Annotated in this window: 16 protein-coding genes; 9 read left to right on the plus strand and 7 right to left on the minus strand. The window is 43.2% G+C overall.

The annotated features are described in order from the left end of the window. Positions 1–114: 114 nt before the first annotated feature. Together GZN30_RS16090 and GZN30_RS16095 are read right to left on the minus strand one after the other, a co-directional pair. Positions 115–1299, minus strand: a complete 1185-nt coding sequence (locus GZN30_RS16090; RefSeq protein WP_075648379.1) for a multidrug effflux MFS transporter — start codon at positions 1297–1299, stop codon at positions 115–117. Beyond that, the gene (locus tag GZN30_RS16095) at positions 1296–1940 is read right to left on the minus strand and encodes a recombinase family protein (protein ID WP_075648377.1); all 645 of its coding nucleotides are present in this window, start codon (positions 1938–1940) and stop codon (positions 1296–1298) included. The genes GZN30_RS16090 and GZN30_RS16095 overlap by 4 nt, the downstream gene beginning before the upstream one ends. A gap of 323 nt (positions 1941–2263) precedes the next feature. Here GZN30_RS16095 and GZN30_RS16100 point away from each other — a divergent pair, with 323 nt between their 5' ends. Beyond that, a complete protein-coding gene (locus tag GZN30_RS16100; protein WP_075648375.1) occupies positions 2264–2821 on the plus strand; it encodes an AcfA family outer membrane beta-barrel protein in 558 nt (185 codons plus the stop codon). Between the two features lie 67 nt (positions 2822–2888). On the opposite strand, the gene GZN30_RS16105 is transcribed toward GZN30_RS16100, so the two are convergent. Further along, on the minus strand, positions 2889–3311 hold the full coding sequence (locus GZN30_RS16105) for an Hsp20/alpha crystallin family protein (protein ID WP_075648373.1): 423 nt from the start codon (positions 3309–3311) through the stop codon (positions 2889–2891). A gap of 180 nt (positions 3312–3491) precedes the next feature. After that, positions 3492–5468: a methyl-accepting chemotaxis protein gene (locus tag GZN30_RS16110; protein WP_075648371.1), complete on the minus strand. Its 1977-nt coding sequence runs from the start codon at positions 5466–5468 to the stop codon at positions 3492–3494. 1227 nt (positions 5469–6695) lie between these two features. Between GZN30_RS16110 and tnaA the strand changes: the two genes are divergently transcribed. Continuing rightward, positions 6696–8159 carry a tryptophanase gene (gene tnaA / locus GZN30_RS16115; RefSeq protein WP_075648369.1) on the plus strand — a complete coding sequence of 488 codons (1464 nt, stop codon included), beginning with the start codon at positions 6696–6698 and terminating at the stop codon, positions 8157–8159. Positions 8160–8274: 115 nt separating this feature from the next. Continuing rightward, on the plus strand, positions 8275–9489 hold the full coding sequence (locus GZN30_RS16120; RefSeq protein ID WP_075648367.1) for an aromatic amino acid transporter: 1215 nt from the start codon (positions 8275–8277) through the stop codon (positions 9487–9489). A gap of 94 nt (positions 9490–9583) precedes the next feature. On the opposite strand, the gene GZN30_RS16125 is transcribed toward GZN30_RS16120, so the two are convergent. Together GZN30_RS16125 and GZN30_RS16130 are read right to left on the minus strand one after the other, a co-directional pair. Further along, positions 9584–10111, minus strand: coding sequence for an RNA methyltransferase (locus GZN30_RS16125; RefSeq protein ID WP_075648365.1), 528 nt, complete (start codon positions 10109–10111; stop codon positions 9584–9586). 178 nt (positions 10112–10289) lie between these two features. After that, entirely contained in the window at positions 10290–10661 is a 372-nt protein-coding gene (locus GZN30_RS16130) for a DUF2750 domain-containing protein (RefSeq protein WP_075648363.1), read from the minus strand. A 452-nt stretch (positions 10662–11113) separates the two neighbouring features. On the opposite strand from GZN30_RS16130, the gene GZN30_RS16135 reads away from it, so the two are divergent. Beyond that, a complete protein-coding gene (locus GZN30_RS16135) occupies positions 11114–12145 on the plus strand; it encodes a methyl-accepting chemotaxis protein (RefSeq protein ID WP_075648361.1) in 1032 nt (343 codons plus the stop codon). Positions 12146–12179: 34 nt separating this feature from the next. After that, positions 12180–12458, plus strand: a complete 279-nt coding sequence (locus tag GZN30_RS16140; RefSeq protein WP_232060515.1) for a hypothetical protein — start codon at positions 12180–12182, stop codon at positions 12456–12458. A gap of 80 nt (positions 12459–12538) precedes the next feature. Here GZN30_RS16140 and GZN30_RS16145 read toward each other — a convergent pair whose 3' ends face one another. Next, the gene (locus GZN30_RS16145) at positions 12539–13774 is read right to left on the minus strand and encodes a putative glycoside hydrolase (RefSeq protein ID WP_075648357.1); all 1236 of its coding nucleotides are present in this window, start codon (positions 13772–13774) and stop codon (positions 12539–12541) included. 378 nt (positions 13775–14152) lie between these two features. Between GZN30_RS16145 and GZN30_RS16150 the strand changes: the two genes are divergently transcribed. From GZN30_RS16150 to GZN30_RS16165, 4 genes are all read left to right on the plus strand, one after another. Next, positions 14153–15496 (plus strand): glucoamylase family protein, encoded by a 1344-nt coding sequence (locus GZN30_RS16150; protein WP_075648355.1) that lies wholly within the window; start codon positions 14153–14155, stop codon positions 15494–15496. A gap of 17 nt (positions 15497–15513) precedes the next feature. Beyond that, positions 15514–16536, plus strand: coding sequence for a hypothetical protein (locus GZN30_RS16155; RefSeq protein WP_197739799.1), 1023 nt, complete (start codon positions 15514–15516; stop codon positions 16534–16536). A gap of 119 nt (positions 16537–16655) precedes the next feature. Next, positions 16656–18032, plus strand: a complete 1377-nt coding sequence (locus GZN30_RS16160; RefSeq protein WP_083627132.1) for a glucoamylase family protein — start codon at positions 16656–16658, stop codon at positions 18030–18032. A gap of 119 nt (positions 18033–18151) precedes the next feature. After that, entirely contained in the window at positions 18152–19267 is a 1116-nt protein-coding gene (locus GZN30_RS16165; RefSeq protein WP_075648353.1) for an ABC transporter ATP-binding protein, read from the plus strand. Positions 19268–19290: the final 23 nt, after the last annotated feature.

Raw genomic sequence — 19290 nt, forward strand, 5'->3', positions numbered from 1 at the left:
TGTGATAGCGGTCGAGAATTGGTTTTGTGAAATATTTCTAGTTTTTTTAGTATCTTACTTGCTTTAGCGTGAAAGTTAACCCGCTGGGATTAGCGGGTTAATCAATTGAAAGGATTATGCTTCCTGCGGCTCAGGGCAACTAAAGCCACGGAAGATATTGGCTAAGGTAATCGTGGCGAATAGCACAATTACTAGCGATAAGTGCCAAGCTTGGCTGAGACCTAATTGGACTAACGCCATACTGACAATTGACGATACCACCATCTGACCACCGCCCGACATGGCTGCGGCTGCGCCAGCGTGTTTTTTGTATGGCAGCATGACCATTGCTTGGGCAGTAGGCATAGCAATACCGTTGCCAAGAATCATCATCAGTTGTCCCAGCATCAGATAAAGTGGTTCAACCGGGCAGAAGAATAGCCAAGTTGCCGCGCTTAAGTGCAATACCGGCGTCCAGAGCAGCATTTTTTTACTGCCGATGATTGGGCGGATGCGATTACAAATACTGGTACCCGCAAGCATCCCAAGGGCTGGGATGATCGCCCACATCGCGTATTCGTCAGACGTCATGCCAATTTGGTTCTGCATAATGAATGGCATCACTGAAACCGTGGTGATCATCAAAGCGAAGTTAAGCCAACCAATGCTGGCAAAGCTCATGAAGTAACGCGAAGTGATAAGATCACGGTACTGCAGCAGCATCTTCTTAGCTGAGGGCACTTTCGAACGTTGTGCGACGGTTTCTTGAAAGCGAAAAGCAATAATGATCCAAGCCAGCAACACGTAGCAAAGCAATGAGATAAACACCATGCTCCAGCCGAAATGGAAGTTAATAAAACCACCGATCACCGGTGCAAATAGCGGGGTAATCGAGGCTGCCATGGCAATGTAGGACATGGCTAGCGGAAGATCGGGTCCACTAAAGCGATCGCGGGTCGAGGCGCGGGCAAGCACAGCGCAGCAGCCAGTCCCTAAACCTTGTAGAAAACGTCCGGCAATCATACCGGTAAATGAGTCACTCAAGCAGATGATCATCACCAAGCCCGTCATGGCGATCAGTAGCCCACTTAGCAGCACCACTTTACGCCCGAGCGCATCAGAGATAGGACCATAGAGAAACTGCGATGGACCAAAGCCAAGTAAGTAGATACTCACTAACAACTGTGCTTGGTCGAGTGAAATAGAGAAGTCTTTAGCGATCCAAGGCAGAGAAGGAAAAACTAATCCCATGCTCAATTGCCCAACGCTAATGATCAGGCAGGCGAGCAGTATGGTTTTGATATCGAAAGCTTTATTCACGATTCATCACCACCACGCTGGTGGATGTGTCCGCGACGTCTCAGTCCGCCTTCATCATCAATTTTGTTGAGTTTTGCTTTGACTCGTTTCACCGTTGATAGGCTAACATCACACTGTTCGGCAACGCTTTGTAGTGTGTGTCCCTCTAAGAGTAAGGTGGCGATTTGTTTGTGCTTGGCGCGATCAGCAGGGCGTCCACGGAATTTTTGCTGCCAAAGCTGAGGATCATTTTTGATCGCTTGGCGTCCTTGTTCAGCAGCAAAAAGGCGATGCATGGTTTGTACTTTCTCATAGCCAAACAGCAAACTGAGTAGGGTCTCACTCTGTTGTGAATTTGGCTCGAAGCAAATGGGCTCACACATTAATTGCAGTGTTACTCCTTTGTTTAAAAGCAGCCTTACGGTTGCGTTCACTTGGCTAAAGTCTTTGCCAAATGCGGTTAGCCACCAGATGACGACCGTATCGCCATCTTGAAGCGCATCAAACATCTGCTTAAATGCTGGTCGCTCTAGTGGGGGGACAAATCCACGAACTTGGTCTTCGATGTGTTTAGCATCTGGAGCAAAAGCGCGCAGCGCGGCAACATGCTCTTGATAGGCTTGATTCTTGGGTGAAAAGCGGGTGTAGAGATACTGCGTCATCGTTATACCTCAACGACTAAAATGGGTCATATGCTGTTATGGGTCATAATATAGTATGGCTCACAAATATTCACAACACCAAATGAGCCATTTGGGGCAAATTGAGAACAGTTTGAGGGTGATAAGTAGACAACTAAAGTGGGTTGAATGGAAGCGTAAAGCTCGAGATAATCGATAAAATGTTTTTGTAAAAACAATTACTTTGTGTGGAATTTGCTCAACTTTGCGTGTGAGAAATTTCTTACGCCAGAACGGATTGTTAACGGTTAACTAATTGGGTAAACGCCAATACAATACGCTAGTTGTTATATTGGTTGTTATACATGAAGAAAATCTGTTTATTCCCTTTGCTGGCACTTTCCCTGCCAGCTTTTGCTTCTCCATACGTTGGATTAGAGATGGGACGCGCTGTCCCTCACCATGATATCAAAGTGGTTGATACCACAAAAAATATCAGCATTAGCCCAGACTCTGACGATATCTTTTTAGGTTTACATGCCGGGTATGTGTTAGATAAGAGTTGGGCGGTAGAGTTTGGTTATCAGAAAAATCAATACACCGGCACTCATAATACGCATTACCAAACGACGCTAGAGAGCACGCAGTTTGCCCTCGCTCCGGTATACAAAATGTCTTTGACTAACGATCGCGAATGGGATCTAAAAGTGAAAGTCGGCGCGACTTATACCCAGTATGATTTCACGGGTAAGAATACGGTTGTTAGCGGGTCGAAAAGCAGTAATGAGCTGGGGTTGATTGGTTCGATTGGCGTAGAGTATGAGCTAATGCCTGAGCTTGGTGTCGGGGTTAACTATAAATACCAGTCTGACAGCTTCTCGAGTGCCAGCTACTGGACGGTTTCAACCAGCTATTACTTTTAGTACCAAGCAGCGTTAAAAAAGGGTCTATGACAGACCCTTTTGACTTGCTATCAAAACTCACACGTAATTAACTGATATTGATGTCTCTTGCCTGAGGCATATCAGGCTCGATTTTTGGCACGACTACGACCAACACCCCATCGGTAAACTCGGCATAGATGTCATTGGCGTTTAGGTTGTTGTTGAGAGTAAAACTACGAACCATCTTGCCTTCGTAACGCTCTTTATGAATATACTTGCCTTCACTTGCGTGTTCGTCTCTTTGTAAAGTAGCCGCAGATATTGTTAGAACATTTTTGTCGTAAGTTACTGAAATATCTTTTTTATCAACGCCAGGTAAGTCTGCAATAAGTTCAAATGCAGTCTCTTTTTCTATGACGTCAACATTCGGTGAAAATTGACCATGGCTCCAGCGAGCATTGGTGTGTGGAAGAGTCGCATCCAATAAACGGTTGAAGTCTGACCAAGAGTCTCTCGGTAGTAAACTCATAATCATTTCCTCATGTGGCTTTCGCTTCACTTAAAGCGTAGGTCGCCTAGAGGGCAAATCAACCTTAATAACATTATTATTAGTGTGGTTATTGTAAATGATAAAAAAGAGCGGGTTTTCTTACCTAAAACTCACTCTTTAGTTGCATTAAAAAGCCCGTTACCGGGCTTTCAAAGTGAGTTAGCGCTGAAGTTTGAATTCTCTTAACATTCGGCTTTGATTCTCTGCCAGTTCAGATAGGAAACTTGACGCTTGGCTCGATTGTGCAATGCCTGTGACGTTTTGTTCAATCACATCTTTGATGCCGTTGAGTGACGAGCTAATCTCTTCCGCCGCGTGAGCTTGTTGCTCTGCTGCAACCGACATCTCTGCTGCGCTGTTATTGATACCAGAGACAGAGCTTTGGATTGATACCAGCTTATCAACCGCTTCCTGAGACGATTGATGCACGGTTACCACTCGCTTCAAACAGCTATTAACTCGTCCTTGTGCCAAATCTGAGTTTTCTTGCAGTTCGGAGATGATATTTTGGATACGTCCAGTTGATTGTTGTGTCTTTGCTGCTAAAGCACGCACTTCATCGGCAACGACTGCAAACCCGCGACCATATTCCCCCGCTCGGGCGGCTTCAATCGCGGCATTAAGCGCCAGCAGATTCGTTTGCTCAGAGATACTGTTAATCACCCCAGCAACTTCGCCAATGCTATGACAGCGTTGTTTTAACTCTTCAACCACTTCGGCTGTTTCATTGAGTTCTGATGTGAGAACCTCAGCGTAGCGTTTGTTTTGCTCTACAATCTCATGCCCATCATAGCAGGCTTCCAGCGCTGACGATGCATTGGACTCGGTATGTTTAGCGGTTTTGGCAACTACACTTGATGAAGTCGACATTTCAGTTACCGCGGTCGCAATTTGATCGACTTGGCTACTTTGTTGTTCTGCGTTAGCAGAAGCTTCCGTCATGACCGCCGCCAACTGAGTCGAGGATGAGGAAACCTCATTGCTTTGGTCACGGACTTCGTTGATCACTTTCGACATTGTCAAAATAGATGCTTCCATATCTTGCGCAAGTTTGGCGAACTCATTACGTCCTTTAATTTGAGAATGGACAGAGAGATCTTTTTTCGACATCGCGCTAAGAGATGCTGATAGTAACTTAAAAATATTGAGGATATGTTGCGCCAAGTAGAGCGTCATGATCGTTGCGACGGTTGCCGCGAATAACCAAGCAGCGATTTGGATCAGGCGCAGTTGTTCAATTGCAGTGTTGCTTGCGGTGGTTGCAGCGTGTCGATGCTCTAAGCTGATTTCAACGATAGTATCAATCTGCTCTCTGACATTTGCTGCGTAATCTAAGCGACGAAGTTCGGTTTGTGCATCTTGTTGTAACAACTCAATCGCGCTGTTCATTGTCTTGGTGAATTCATCAAAAGTGAATGCTTTAAAGTCAGACACCGCAGGCACATAGTTAAACTGAGTCAGTGTTTTTTCGGCATTAGTATGGAACATCTTCATCAAGTCGACGTCCACGAGTTGATGCATAGAGATGATTTGTGACAGTCTAGAGTAGAAATAGTCTAAGTTATTGACTAACTTTTGCCCTTCAACAGTCCATGTAAACGTTTCAAGGTCATCATTGTTTTCTGCGTATTCATCGACTTTGTTAACCATATAAAACAATGGTTTCCACATCTGTGGCGTTTCTAGCCACCAAAGATCGTATATTTTTTGGTAATTATCTGAGGATTGTTCTAGAAGATCTTTGTAAGCAGCCATGGATTGAGTGATTTGTGTAATGGCGATGCGTTCTTGCTGAGTATCTAGAGTCGCTAGAGAAAAGGACTGTTCAATGATTGCGTTGATATTTTGAATCTCGCTGTCAATCTTCTCCATTGGCTCAGACATGCTATTGACATCGCCACTGAACATATCGCGAGTCAGGATTCGTACGTTCGCCCAGTTCTCATCGAGTTTTGCTGCCGCTTCGGATCTTTCGACCTGCTGAGTAACGATATCTGATTGGTTTTGCACGTGGTCTAAATTGATGTACATCAGCACGAGAACGCCGGCAAAAAGAGTTAATGTAAGAGTTAGAGGGAGTAGTAGCAGCGATTTTAGCGAAAGCGTGGTAACCCACTTAGGAATATTTTTAGTCATTTGTTTCTACATCCATATTTGTAACAGTTTGAATTCAAGTTCGTTCTAATGATCGAGATCTGCCTTCTGTGGGCATGACGACTATGATTACGCCTTTCATGTCAGAAAATACTGACTGCAATAGATGAGAACCAACAATTAAAATTGCTCCTAACAATAACTATTTGAATTGATGGTATTTTGAAGGACGGACGATAAAGTTAACTTTCCTTTATGATTTAAAATAACAATAGATATAAATATGCACTTATTTTTATAGTGCATTATTGCAATAAGATTTTTTCTGGGCTAGACGAAGATTTAAGCTTTGCTACCTAACTTGATTGCTGTTTAAGTGTTTTATATAAAACCAAACGATAGAGCTCTGATGCATATTGTAATTTGTTTGTATCGACAAAATTATTAAATGATGGAAAAGCCTGACGAAACAGACCTGAAGACTTGGTTGATGCAAATTGCCCTCTATTTCGCTGCGGTGTTTTCTGCAACTCGATTCAATTACAACGCTCTGAGTCCTATTGATGGACTTCATTTCGGAATATTCATCTGCTACTAACCACGTCTATACAATATTGGCTCCCTTAAGCTCAAGTTTAATATAACCATTTGTAAGTTTGTTTCTTGATACCTTTGATAAGTAATTGAAAACAATAGGTAGATAGAAAGAGGAAATAATAGTGCTCAATATCACTAAAATGGGGTTAACTGTGATACTTACGACATCTTGAATTTATATTCGAGTCGCTTTTTTATCCAGATCACATTTGCTGTTTATTTAAGTGTATTAATTAATCGCCTTGTATAATACTGAACTCGTCAACCCACTAATTGCTTTCAACGAAGGAACATAAGATGAAAATGTGCCTCAATATGCAATACGAAATATGGCTAACATCGTTAGCTTGGTACACACGCGACCATACGCTATCTATCTTACCTTCTTCTGATCACATCTAGGGCAGCCTTGCCTCATCGGGCTTGTACTAGCTTGATGGTTCAACTATTCAAAATCTAAACGTATTCATAATACAATTTCCTCCAATTGATTGTATTTGGCTTTCTATTAGTTTTTGTTTTGGTTGTTTAAATAAATTTAATTGAATTATGTCGCCAAATTAAATCTTAATTAATTTGGTCTAAAACTCTACATCTTAATTTAAATAAGATGCGAGTAATTATATTTAAAATAAAGTGCGTGAGCACAATATAGAAATAAAAGGTATTATAATGGAAAACTTCAAACACCTACCAGAACCATTCCGTATTCGCGTTGTTGAGCCAGTAAAACGTACCACTCGTGAGTACCGTGAAGAAGCCATCCTAAAAGCAGGTATGAACCCATTCTTGCTAGATAGTGAAGATGTGTTCATCGATTTGCTAACCGACAGTGGTACTGGCTCTATCACGCAAGAGATGCAAGCAGCAATGCTACGTGGTGATGAAGCATACAGCGGCAGCCGCAGTTACTATGCGCTTTCAAACGCAGTGAAAGAGATCTTTGGTTACGAGCTGACTATTCCAACTCACCAAGGTCGTGGTGCAGAGCAGATCTACATCCCTGTACTAATCAAGAAAGCGGAAAAAGAGCGCGGTCTCGATCGCACTAAGATGGTGGCGCTGTCTAACTACTTCTTTGATACCACTCAAGGTCACACTCAAGTTAACTGCTGTGTGGCGAAAAACGTCTACACTGACGAAGCTTTCGATACTGCAGTGACTGCGGACTTTAAAGGTAACTTTGACTTAGAGAAACTAGAAGCTGCAATTCTAGAAGCGGGTCCAAACAACGTTCCTTATATTGTAAGTACTATCACTTGTAACTCAGCCGGTGGTCAGCCAGTTTCAATTGCTAACTTGAAAGCAGTGTACGAAATGGCACAGAAATACGGCATTCCAGTCATCATGGACTCTGCACGTTTTGCTGAAAACGCATACTTTGTTCAGCAGCGTGAAGAAGGCTACAAAGATTGGACTATTGAGCAAATCACCTACGAAACATACAAGTACGCTGATGGTCTAGCAATGTCTGCGAAGAAAGACGCGATGGTACAGATGGGCGGTCTACTTTGTTTCAAAGATGAATCATTCATGGATGTGTACACTGAGTGTCGTACTCTTTGTGTGGTTCAAGAAGGCTTCCCAACATACGGTGGTCTAGAAGGCGGCGCAATGGAGCGTTTGGCTGTGGGTCTACGCGATGGTATGCGTCAAGAGTGGCTAGCTTACCGTATCAACCAAATTGAATACTTGGTAAATGGCTTAGAAGCAATCGGTGTGGTTTGTCAGCAAGCTGGTGGTCACGCAGCATTCGTTGATGCAGGTAAACTGCTTCCACATATCCCTGCTCACCAATTCCCAGCGCACGCATTAGCTTGTGAGCTTTACAAAGTAGCAGGTATCCGTGCGGTAGAGATTGGCTCAATGCTACTAGGTCGCGATCCTGCAACAGGTAAACAACACCCATGTCCAGCAGAGCTGCTACGTTTAACGATTCCTCGTGCAACTTACACGCAAACGCACATGGATTTTGTTATCGAAGCATTCCAAAAAGTAAAAGAGAATGCGAAGAACGTAAAAGGTTTGGATTTCACTTACGAACCTGCAGTACTTCGTCACTTTACTGCTCGCTTGAAAGAAGTTGAGTCAGAAGTAACAGCAGCGCCAGAAAAGAAAGAGCTAGCTGAAGCTTAATGTCATTGGCGTGCCCAAATTGGGCACGCCTTATCTTAAGCCCCACTATAAAAAATTACTTAGCTTAAGAGACAGTCTTATCCAATAACGTGAAATATAACAAAGAGATATACATATGAAAGGATCTCCCTCACTATTAGGTGGCTCGTGTATTATCGCCAGTGTGTGTGTAGGCGCGGGTATGTTAGGGCTCCCAAGTGCAGGTGCTGGCGCATGGACGACTTGGTCTGTAATTGCAATTACATTAACAATGGCGATAATGACCATTTCGGGCTGGATGCTGTTAGAAGCGTTTAAGCACTATGATTTAAAAGTTTCATTTAACACTGTAACCAAGGATATGCTTGGCTCGGGTGTTAACAATTTCAATAACTTAACGGTTTATTTCGTTGGCGGTATCTTGTTGTATGCCTACATCACTTCTTCAGGTCTGATTCTGGAAGGGTTGTTAGGGATCAACAGCAAAATCGCTTCAATTCTGTTTGTATTAGTTTTCTCTACTTTTGTTTGGCACTCAACTCGAGCTGTAGATCGCATCTCTGTTGTTCTTATCGCTTTCATGATTTTTACCTTCGTGTTTGGTGTGTCTGGCATGGCTTCAAACATCGATCTTGGCGTATTGTTCGACACGGCGAATAAGCAAAATAGCTATGCACCTTATGCAATGGCGATGTTACCAGTGGCGTTGACCTCTTTTGGTTACCATCACTCGGTATCTTCAATGCGTGCATACTATGGTGAGGAGCGTCGTGCAAAATATGCGATTTTAGGCGGCACCGTTATCGCTTTGACGCTTTACCTACTTTGGATGGTCTCTATATACGGTAACTTGCCTCGTAACCAGTTCGGTCCTGTGATTGAACAGGGTGGTAACGTTGATGTATTGTTGTCTGCGCTTGGGTCAGTGATTGCTTCTGATAATGTGGCAAATGCGATTAACAGCTTCTCAATGGCAGCACTATTGTCATCTTTCATTGGTGTAGGTCTGGGTGTGTTTGACTTTATCGCCGACCTATTTAGATTCGATGACACTAAGCAAGGTCGCACTAAGTCATGGGCAGTGACTTTCTTCCCACCATTGATTATGTCGCTACTGTTCCCATTCGGCTTTGTGATTGCGATTGGTTATGCAGGTGCAGCGGCAACGGTTTGGGCATGTATTGTTCCTGCGATGTTGGCGTACAAATCGCGCGCTCGCAAAGATGGTCATGAGGGCTTTATGGCACCAGGCGGCACTGTGATGCTGGTAGCCGTTATTGCTTTCGGTGTGTTAACAGCGATTTTCCACATCCTATCGATGCTCGGTATGTTGCCAGCCTTCCTGGGCTAAATCTTAGTAGGTGAAAAATAGACCCTAATGGGTTCTTGTGTGGAGTTGGGTACTTATCTCACGGTAAGTACCCTTTTTCTTTATTAGTGCGAGCTTAAGCCGCTGTCTCGTTTGGTTGTTTAACGCGTAACTTGTTACGATTATCACGACTTGAGCGAATCAACTCATCACCGGTCACCATCGATTCTGACTTTGCTAAGCGATCGTAAAGCAGCACGTTAACTGAAGCTGCTAAGTTCATGCAACCAACCGTTGGGACATAGACTACGTGATCTGCGCGATCGGCGATCTCTTGTGGAATGGAGCCATCCTCAGGACCAAAAATGTACACTGCTTTATCGGGATGCTGAAAATGGGGCAGTGGTGTTGCGCCCAAAGCCAATTCAACACAGACAACTTGAGTGTCTTGCGGAATTGCATCCAAAATGGAGGCGACTCCTTTTAGTGGCGTGTGTTCACTGACACTTTTGGTATCGGTCGCGAACTTTGCCGCGCGATCATAGCGTGTGCCAGTGTAAAGTACTTCGTTTGCTTGATAGCAACCTACCGCGCGCATTACGGCGCCCACATTTTCAGGGCTTTTAGGGTTGATGAGTCCGATTATCGCTAGGTTGTCTTTCATTGGTTTATCTCAAACAAGTATGCAGCGTAGGTCACTGCGAAAGGGCGGCATTCTAGCAAAGCCAGTTAGATAGCAAAAGATTAAGGTTTGCTTCAAACCCTGTGGGTCTCATGGTGGGAAATGAAAAAGCGATGCCAGTGGCACCGCTTTGAAGAGAGAGTTGTAATGAGTCAGCCGCTTATCGACGTTCGCGTTTAACGATCTCAAACTCAAATTCATCCGGGTAAAGCACGACGCCTTCGCCTTCAGCATCCGGGAATACAACGATTGATAGTTCGTCTTGCTCTAGCCCCATAGTCCAACGGCTTTTCCATTTTGCGATAGAAATCGGCTCAGCAGTAAAGCCTTCCCATTCTTCTGTTGCCCATTGTAGAGCGTGCTCTTCAGTTGGCCATACCGGCACACACTCTTCATCGTCGGTGTTTAATAACACACTGCCATGCTCATCGATCAACAACCAGATTTTCTTAGTCTCTGCCGACGTTTTGAAGAAGATATTAAAGCGCTCCATTGGATCGCGAGGAATGGTTACAGAAGCTGAATCACTCATATATAGCCTTTTAGTCAAGATTGCCTTAGCAGTATATCGTGCTTTGTTCAAAAGGGGCAGTGAAAGGCGAGCCAATTGTGGATAACAATTTCTGATTGTCGTATCGATAAGCATTGCTTTATGACTATTTATTTGGTTTGCGTATCGTGGTGGGGAAAGTGAAGGAATTGAGGCATTTCTGGCACTAAAAAGCTTCGCTCAAGAGTCAAATGGCGTTAAAACGTCGCGCTCTATTGATATTGAGTAACAAACAAAGTGGAAATGCTTCGTGTAGTGAAAACAGAGTGAGTTTGTTGTCGTTTTTCTTATAGGTTAAGCGTGTAGGATATTTCCTGCATGGGCGGTGATTTTAGGGTAATAGGGCTGTTTGTTTTTTGTACGGATGCAAGACTGGAGTATCGAACTCGTTTGATTAGTCGAAGTACAAACTCGCGTTTTTGAGGCAAAAAAACGTGAATTTTAAGATAGTGGTCGTTCTTTTAATGATGGTGTTAGCTGCACCTGTTTCAACTTATTACTCAGTAATGGTGTTGGATGGCATTGCCGTACAACGCTTAGCTGTGATGCTATCGTTGATTGTGATGCTGTTATTTGCGTTATTGGTACGTGCAAAGCTGAAACAAAAGGAAGTGAATGACGACATTGCCAACTTTCTTATGGAGCTACATAGTTCTTATATTGCCTCATACGAGAGCTTAAAGCGCAATGTGGCCAAGACGGAAGAGTGCTTTCTTGATTTGGAGCAGATCTCTGCTTCAACGGTAGAACTCTCTTCAACATCGCAAAGTGTCAGTAATGAAGCAGCGGTGGCAAATGAAGCAACCGAAGCGGTGCTTAAAAACTTGCACAGTGGCCGCCGTTTAATGGAGTACGATAGCCAAATTGCTCAGCAGGTATTTACCTCGATTAACGATTCTGCCCCTATTTTTAGTAAGTTGTTTGAGTACTCAAACAACATTAATGGTGTGGTTGATACCATCAACCAGATCTCCAGCCAAACGGCGTTGCTAGCATTAAATGCTTCGATTGAGGCTGCGCGAGCAGGTGAGCACGGCAAGGGCTTTTCTGTCGTAGCCAGTGAAGTACGTAAGCTTTCATTGCAAACTCAGCAGAATACCTTAGTGATTAAAGAAGCCGTTGAGAAGCTCAATACTTTCAGTGCAAAGGCGCAAGATCATATCAATAAAAACCAAGCGATCATTAAGAAGTCATTTGCTCTGTCTAAGCAGTTAAATGATGCATTTGAAATGATTAATACCAGTACGGAAAAACTCGCGGTAATCAATGCAGTCGTGCATGAAACCTCGACCAGTCAGACGGTTGTTGCCACCGATCTTTCTCAGCGTATCGAAGATTTGCATGGCAAGCTCAATATGAACTTAGCGTCGGCGAAAACAATTCAAGATAAGAATGAGTATATTAAGTCTTTGGTGAAACAGATGAAGCAGTTTGCGGTTGAGAACCAAGAAAATGTTTCACTTTAATACGCTAAGTGGCAGTAGGCGCCTCGTTGTAAAAATGGCGCTTTTAGCGTTGATTGCCTTCACTAAGCCCGTAATGGCGAGCAACAATACTTGTGAGAATTTTACCGCTTTGTTCGCCGAGAGAGATTTCGACAAGATAGAGGTGATGTTTGAGCGTGCGGCTCAAGAATTGGGGTACCCTAAATCTTCGATATATCTGAACCAATTCTATGCGAAATCACCTAAAGAGCAGATCATGGAGTTAAGACGTGTTTATCGTGGCTGTTATTCACTGAAAAACAAAGGTGAGTTGTTGGTGAACTTGTTGAGGTAGTTTCGCGAGCGAATAACTTCGTAGAAGAGAGTAAAAAGCTTGTTGAAGTGGTCATCAACAAGCTTTTTAGTGATTACTGGCTATGGTACGACGATTTGTACGTTACCAATCGAGAAGTCGATACCTTGCAGTGTTTGTTCGCCTTCCACCCATTCTGGCAAGATTGACACGGCTTTATCTATGTTTCTGAGCGAATTGATATTGATAGAACCGTCTTTTCGCGTAAATAGATCTTTTAATGGTACTTGAATTTGCTGCCATCCTTTCTCTGCAGTTCCAGCTGGCAGGAAGTATGGCTCAGAATTACCATGGGTACTGGACTCCATCTGAACCTGGAAGCGTTTAGTTGGGTGATTAGCATAGTTATCTACATAAAACATGAATTGCAGAACGCCACTATCTACATAGGCTGACATATCTTTGAATGATTGATCTTGAGTGGCGAGCACCAAGCCACCATTTTCTCCGGCCGGAGCATTCGTATATTCAATGCGAATATGATCGTGCCCCCAGTGTAGGGTGGAATTTCCAACAGTCATCCAGTTGGTGATTGCCGTCGCCCAACCTGTAACAGGCACAGCAAACACTTTGCTTGCTTTGAAGGTATCACTAGGGTCATCAGCTTGGAGTAAAGCACTTGTGTTGTCACACTCCAAAACATCTGGTTGGGTTATTGAGTTCGTTACAATACGGATATTGCCAAGATCAAAATTGAGATTGTTGTCAGATACTAACGAAAATGGCGATATAGCATTAGTGTAATCCATACCAGCATCACTGAAGCAGGTCAGCGGGATCTTAATAGTTTGAGGTGCTCCGTTATAGCTAGCTGTATAACTACTGGTTAGTGATACTTTGCCTATATCAGCATTGTTCTCTTTTTGGCTAGTGACGTAAATTTCTTGGTCATTAGTTGGTAAACTCATGGCACGAGTAGAAAACTGCAATGTTGATGTAGCAGGATCAACGTTTAAATTAATATGACTGCTATCACTACTTGTGAGTGCAATTCTTCCCGATTTATTGTCAGTGATAGTGACGTTTAACGTACCATTGGCTTCACCCGATACATTAGTGACACTAATGTTCCCTTGAGAAACGCTATTGCCATCTACGATGGCTTCAACTCCATTACTATCTTTGATGACCAGAGTAAAAGCGCTATCACCATTTGGTGAGTATAAAGGGATCTCTTGCGATGCAGGTGGTGGTGTCGGGGTATCAGGCTCGTTGTATGGATCATCCAAACAGCCAGCTAAGCCTGCCGTGCATATTAGAGTTGCGAGTAGCTTTTTGTTAAAAACATTACTGGTCATATCGTTATACCGCTTAAAATTTTGTAGGGATTAATTTTGTTTAAACGTTTAATTGGTTAAAGCATGTCCATATTGGCTTTACTAATCAAGTAAAACGTTTAAACGAGTATTCGATTTTGTGATTGTGACCAAGTTTTGGCATGGTTTAACTGAATGTATATGGCTGAATAGAGTAATGCTAATTATCCTTTTGTTATAATAACCTATTGAATTTAAATGATTAATTTGTTTTGTGGTGCTGTTTTTTATTCAGAAAACAAATAATATTGTAACTGGATCACGTTTACACAACTAACGGTATTGACGACCGCGAACATTTATCACAGATTAATAGAAACGTTTAAACTTGAGTCCAGCGAAATAAAACGGAATTCTACAATGATAAATACAAAAAGTACTCTCGCAGCTGCCGTGCTGTTTGCCCTCGCTAGTAATGCATTTGCAAGCGATGTGGTTATTAATGAATTATCTGTTCGTGACCATCTTTACCCAGCGCAATTTAAAGCAGAATTGCAAAATAACCTTAACTTCTTTAGAGATGGTGTCGGCGTAGACCCTGTTGCTAAAGTTCCTTTTGACACTGTTTCGATCGTGGAAGGTAAGGTAAAACCGCATTACTACGTAAACACTACAGAAATTGGCTTGTACCTTAATATTTTGGTTGAAGCTGAAAAAGCAGGTGAAGGCAAAGCCTTAACACGTATCGCGGAAGTGCTTGATGTATTGGAAGAAACTCCGACATGGAAAGGTTTATATTTCTGGCCGTATGATATTGTTGAAGGTAAGCTGAAACCAACATCTGACGGTATTGTTCCTGCGGTTGATAACGCCAACTTAGCTCTTGCACTCGCAGGCGTAGCTGGTGCATACCTGGATGAAACGGATGCCGAGAAACAAAAAATTGTTGAACGTGTTGAAGCGATTCTCGTTGGACAAAAACAAGGCTGGTTTGAAATTTATGACCAAGGTCGAGGTCTGTTGCATGCGGGATGGAGCACTAAAAATGATGCGGCGCTTCCTTACTACATCGACCGTAAAGCGAATGAAAGCCGTTTAGCACCACTTTGGGCTGCGCTTATTACGAAAGAAGCGGGCGATAAAGCCATTCCTCAATCTGCTTTCGATAATATGGAACTCTATACCCATAAGTACACTTTCAATGGTAAAGAATACAATCCAATGCTGACTTGGGATGGTGCTTATTTCCAAGCTATGCTGCCTGCAATTTGGCTGAATGAGCAAGAGTTGATGCCTGATTACACTATGGTCAAAGACATGACTTTCTTGCAGATGACTTATGCTGCGAAGCACAACATTCCACTGGTATCTTCTTCTGCGACGGTTGATGACGCTTATGCAGCATTTGGTGTCCCATTCCTGTCAGAAAGCAAAGTGAAATTCAACAATGAAATTCATGAAGGTACAACTGGCACGCCACATGCGCTCGCACTGTCTTACATCGTTAGCCCGGAAACATCAGTGCAAGCATTGAAAGCGCTGAAGAACTACTACCCGCAAATTGAGTCAGAGTTTGGTTGGTATGATGCTGTTGATTCACAAGGAAAAATGTCAACCAAGATCCTATCTCTTGACCAAGGAATGTTTGTTGGTGCGTTCTTAGCTGATGAAATCAACGCAGATGTAGAAAAGTACTTAACGGCTCGTGGTTACATGGCTGATGTTCAGCAGATGTATCGCAGTTATGTTCCAAACAACGGTTAACAGTGAGTGGTATTAGTATGAAACAACTAACGGCACTTGCGCTCGCTCTTACTGCCGCATCCTCATTACCTGTATTTGCAGAAGGGGTGAAAGCTGGCTTCTGGCAAGACGTTGAGCTTGACGGTTATGCAGCGCTAAAAGAGCAACCTCGTATGTGGGATGGCATTGAATTTCCCAATTATGGTGCGATTACCACCACCAGTTTTGAGGGATTAGAAGACGTGGGAGGCTTTGGTGATGTGTTGATGGCTTCAAATGAGTCTGTCGCAACCATGAAGCGAACCCGTGTTCTGACTGGTTTTGAATATGAAGAATATGTCTATGACAATGCACCAAGTCAGCTATTTCAATCGATTATCTTTGCAGATGGTTCAACCAAGATAACGGATAATTTCCGATTGGCTTACGTGCTAAAAGAGACGCATAAGTATCGTGGTAAAGACAAAGTCTCGGAAGGCAATGCACTTCTGACTACGGAATTAATGCCACGTTATGAGAAGTGGGTAAACGAGTCATTTAACTATGCGATTGAGTTTGGCTATGAAAAAGTAACAGGCTTTGAAGAGAGTACGCGTTACCAGATCACGCCAGAGCTGAATTTTACCTTCGGCAATCACTTCTTGCACCTAAACCTTGAGTCTGGTTATTGGGATGAAGAAGGGGCGATGTTTTATGAAACGGAACCGCTTTATGTTTATCGTTTAAATAACTGGATCAATCTTGGCACTAAGTTCTTATATCACGAAGATAAGAATGACTTTGCGTGGACAGAAACAGCGATTAAGCCGCTCGTACAGTTTAAGTTCGATAGTGGCGTATATCTGGAATTACGATACGAATTAGGTGAAACCGAAATCTTTGATGGTACTGGGTATGATTACAACAACTATGCGTTATACACCGAAATTCCGGTTAACCAGTCAATAAGTCTGCTAGCAGATCTAGCGTATCGTGACCATCAACAGCGCAATGGCAATCAGTACACTTGGGGTGACAAAGAGGGTGTGTTTGCCAAAGTTGGCGTGATTTGGACATTCTGATCAAAATTGCAAGCAATATAAGTTATTAACCAATTGGTTTATTTAAACTTATCGAGATTGCTTCCTAACACTGCTCAAAGCCCTTCGGGGCTTTTTTTATGCCTAATTTAGAGGTTGTTATGAAACGAATATCTATCCCTTTTGTTGCTTCTACTCTTGCTTTAATGATGGGCTGTGGTGGTTCATCTGATAGTCAAACGTCTACCCAGTTACCTAGTCACACGACGATCACGGCAATTGAACTTGCCCCACATGTCTATCCAGCAGGGTTTGAACGGTCACTGCAAGATAACATCGATTACTTTCTGGATGGCATCGGTGTCTCTAGCAGCACGCATTTGCCATACGACCACGTATTGGTTAACGGTGAGAATATAGCGGTCTCTTCTTACACTAACATTTCAACCATTGCTTTATATATCAATGTCTTGATAGAAATGGTTGAAGCTAACGATGAGAAAGCGATCACTCGTTTAGAGCGAGTCTTGACACAATTAGAAGCCGCACCGAAGTGGCGTGGATTGTTCTATTGGCTCTACCAATTTGAAAACCAGAAATTAGCCATTAATCAAGATGCGACGGCATCGGCTGTCGATAACGCAATTACGTCGTTTACTTTAGCTGGGCTAGTTGGCGCTTTTGAAAATCATAGTAATGAACGTTTAAACGCAATTGCAGCTCGGGCGGAACAACTACTGACGGCACAGCAAAGTGGTTGGGAAGCGCTTTATGATTCAACTAGAGGATTATTGAGGGCAGGTTGGAGCAATAAATCTAATGATTTTCTTGGGTACTACATCGATCGCAAAGCCAACGAAAGCCGCCTGGCGCCTCTTTGGGCGGTGTTAGTGAGCGAAGGGCGAGTGCCAACTACAGTGTTTGAAGATATGTGGTTAATGACGGGGAATGTGGAGCTTAATGGAAAAACAGTAAATCCACTACTGACTTGGGATGGTTCTTATTTCCAAGCTATGTTGCCAGCATTGTGGCTAGATGAGGCGAGTTTAATACCGGATTATCAGATAGTGACTGACTTTTCTCGTATCCATGCAACTTACGCTGACAAGTACAGTATTCCATTTGTTTCCGCTTCGGCTACCGTTGCTGACGGCTATGCCGCTTATGGTCTAGAAAGCGTCTCAGAAAGTTATCGTAAATTTGGTAATTCGATCGAGACAGGAACAACAGGTTCTCCGCATACTCTAGCGCTCTACTACATGATAAATGAAACGGACGCCTTAAATCGTTTAAACAAACTTAAACAGGATAACCCGCAAATAGAAACCAGTGCTGGATGGGTTGATGCTATCAATGACCAAGGAGAAGTCTCTCGTAAAGTCATTGGTCTTGATCAGGGGATGTTTGTGGGTGCATTCATTGCTGAGTCTATACGTGGCAACGTTCATCGCTATTTAGCTTCAAGAAATTATCAAGCGACTCTGGAGTTAATGTATGACGACTTTGTTGCTGATGAAAACTTATCCGCTACCCCGTAACACTAGATAAAGATCACGAAACGTAAGAGTAGTTGTATTTATAGATTGATTAAAAATCTCTGTATCGCTACCCTTTGTTGAAACGTTTAACATAGCTTTTGAATAGGAATAAAAAGCCAATGGCAAAGGTTACACTCGAAGGCATCAATAAGGTTTATGACAACGGTTTCCACGCGATTCATGATGTAAGCTTAGACATCAAGGATGGTGAATTTATGGTGCTAGTTGGACCTTCAGGATGTGCGAAATCAACCATGCTGAGAATGGTTGCAGGATTAGAAAGCATTACCAGCGGTCAATTATCAATTGGTGACAAGGTGTGTAATGACTTGCCTCCAAAAGACCGCGGTATTGCGATGGTTTTCCAAAACTATGCGCTATACCCACATATGACGACCTATGAAAACATGGCGTTCGGTTTGGAGACAGCTAAGAAATCAAAACAAGAAATTGAACGTCGTGTTGCAGAAGCTGCTGAGCTACTAGAGATTACTGAGTTGCTCGATCGCAAGCCGAAGCAGATGTCTGGCGGTCAGCGTCAACGAGTGGCTCTCGGACGCGCAATGGTGCGCAAACCAGAGGTATTTCTTTTTGATGAACCGTTATCAAACCTTGATGCTAAATTGCGTGTATCAATGCGCATGCGTATTACGCGTTTGCACCAGCAGCTAAAGGATTCCGGTAGCCCTGCGACCATGATTTACGTTACACATGATCAGGTGGAAGCAATGACGATGGGTGACCGTGTATGCATTCTTAACAAAGGCAGTATCATGCAAGTTGATACACCGATGAACGTTTATCACAATCCAAAGAATCGCTTTGTAGCAGAATTTATTGGTTCGCCAGCAATGAATATGCTAGGTGGTAAAGTGGTTAAATCGGGCGATGCGGTTGGTGTTAACTTAGGTGGTAAAGTGCTAGATCTGCCACAAGAGCGTCACGCACGAGCAGAAATGTGGCTAGATAAACCCGTTCATGTAGGTATTCGACCTGAGCATATCGCTGTGTGCAGCGAAAGTAATCCCAATACGTTATCAGCGGAAGTTGAAGCGATAGAGGAACTTGGCTCGGAGGTATATATCCACCTTAATGTACTTGGTTGCCGAGTGGTATGTAAGCAGTCAGATCGAGAGCAGATCCCAGTGGTTGCAAGCCGTTGCTATATCGAACTATTCATGAGTAAGTGTCATCTGTTTGATGATGCGACTGACAACAATATTTTTTATTCTTAATTTTTGCGGCGTCTGGAGAGTAT

Origin of the sequence: Vibrio ponticus, assembly GCF_009938225.1 — a bacterium.
Taxonomy (GTDB): domain Bacteria; phylum Pseudomonadota; class Gammaproteobacteria; order Enterobacterales; family Vibrionaceae; genus Vibrio; species Vibrio ponticus.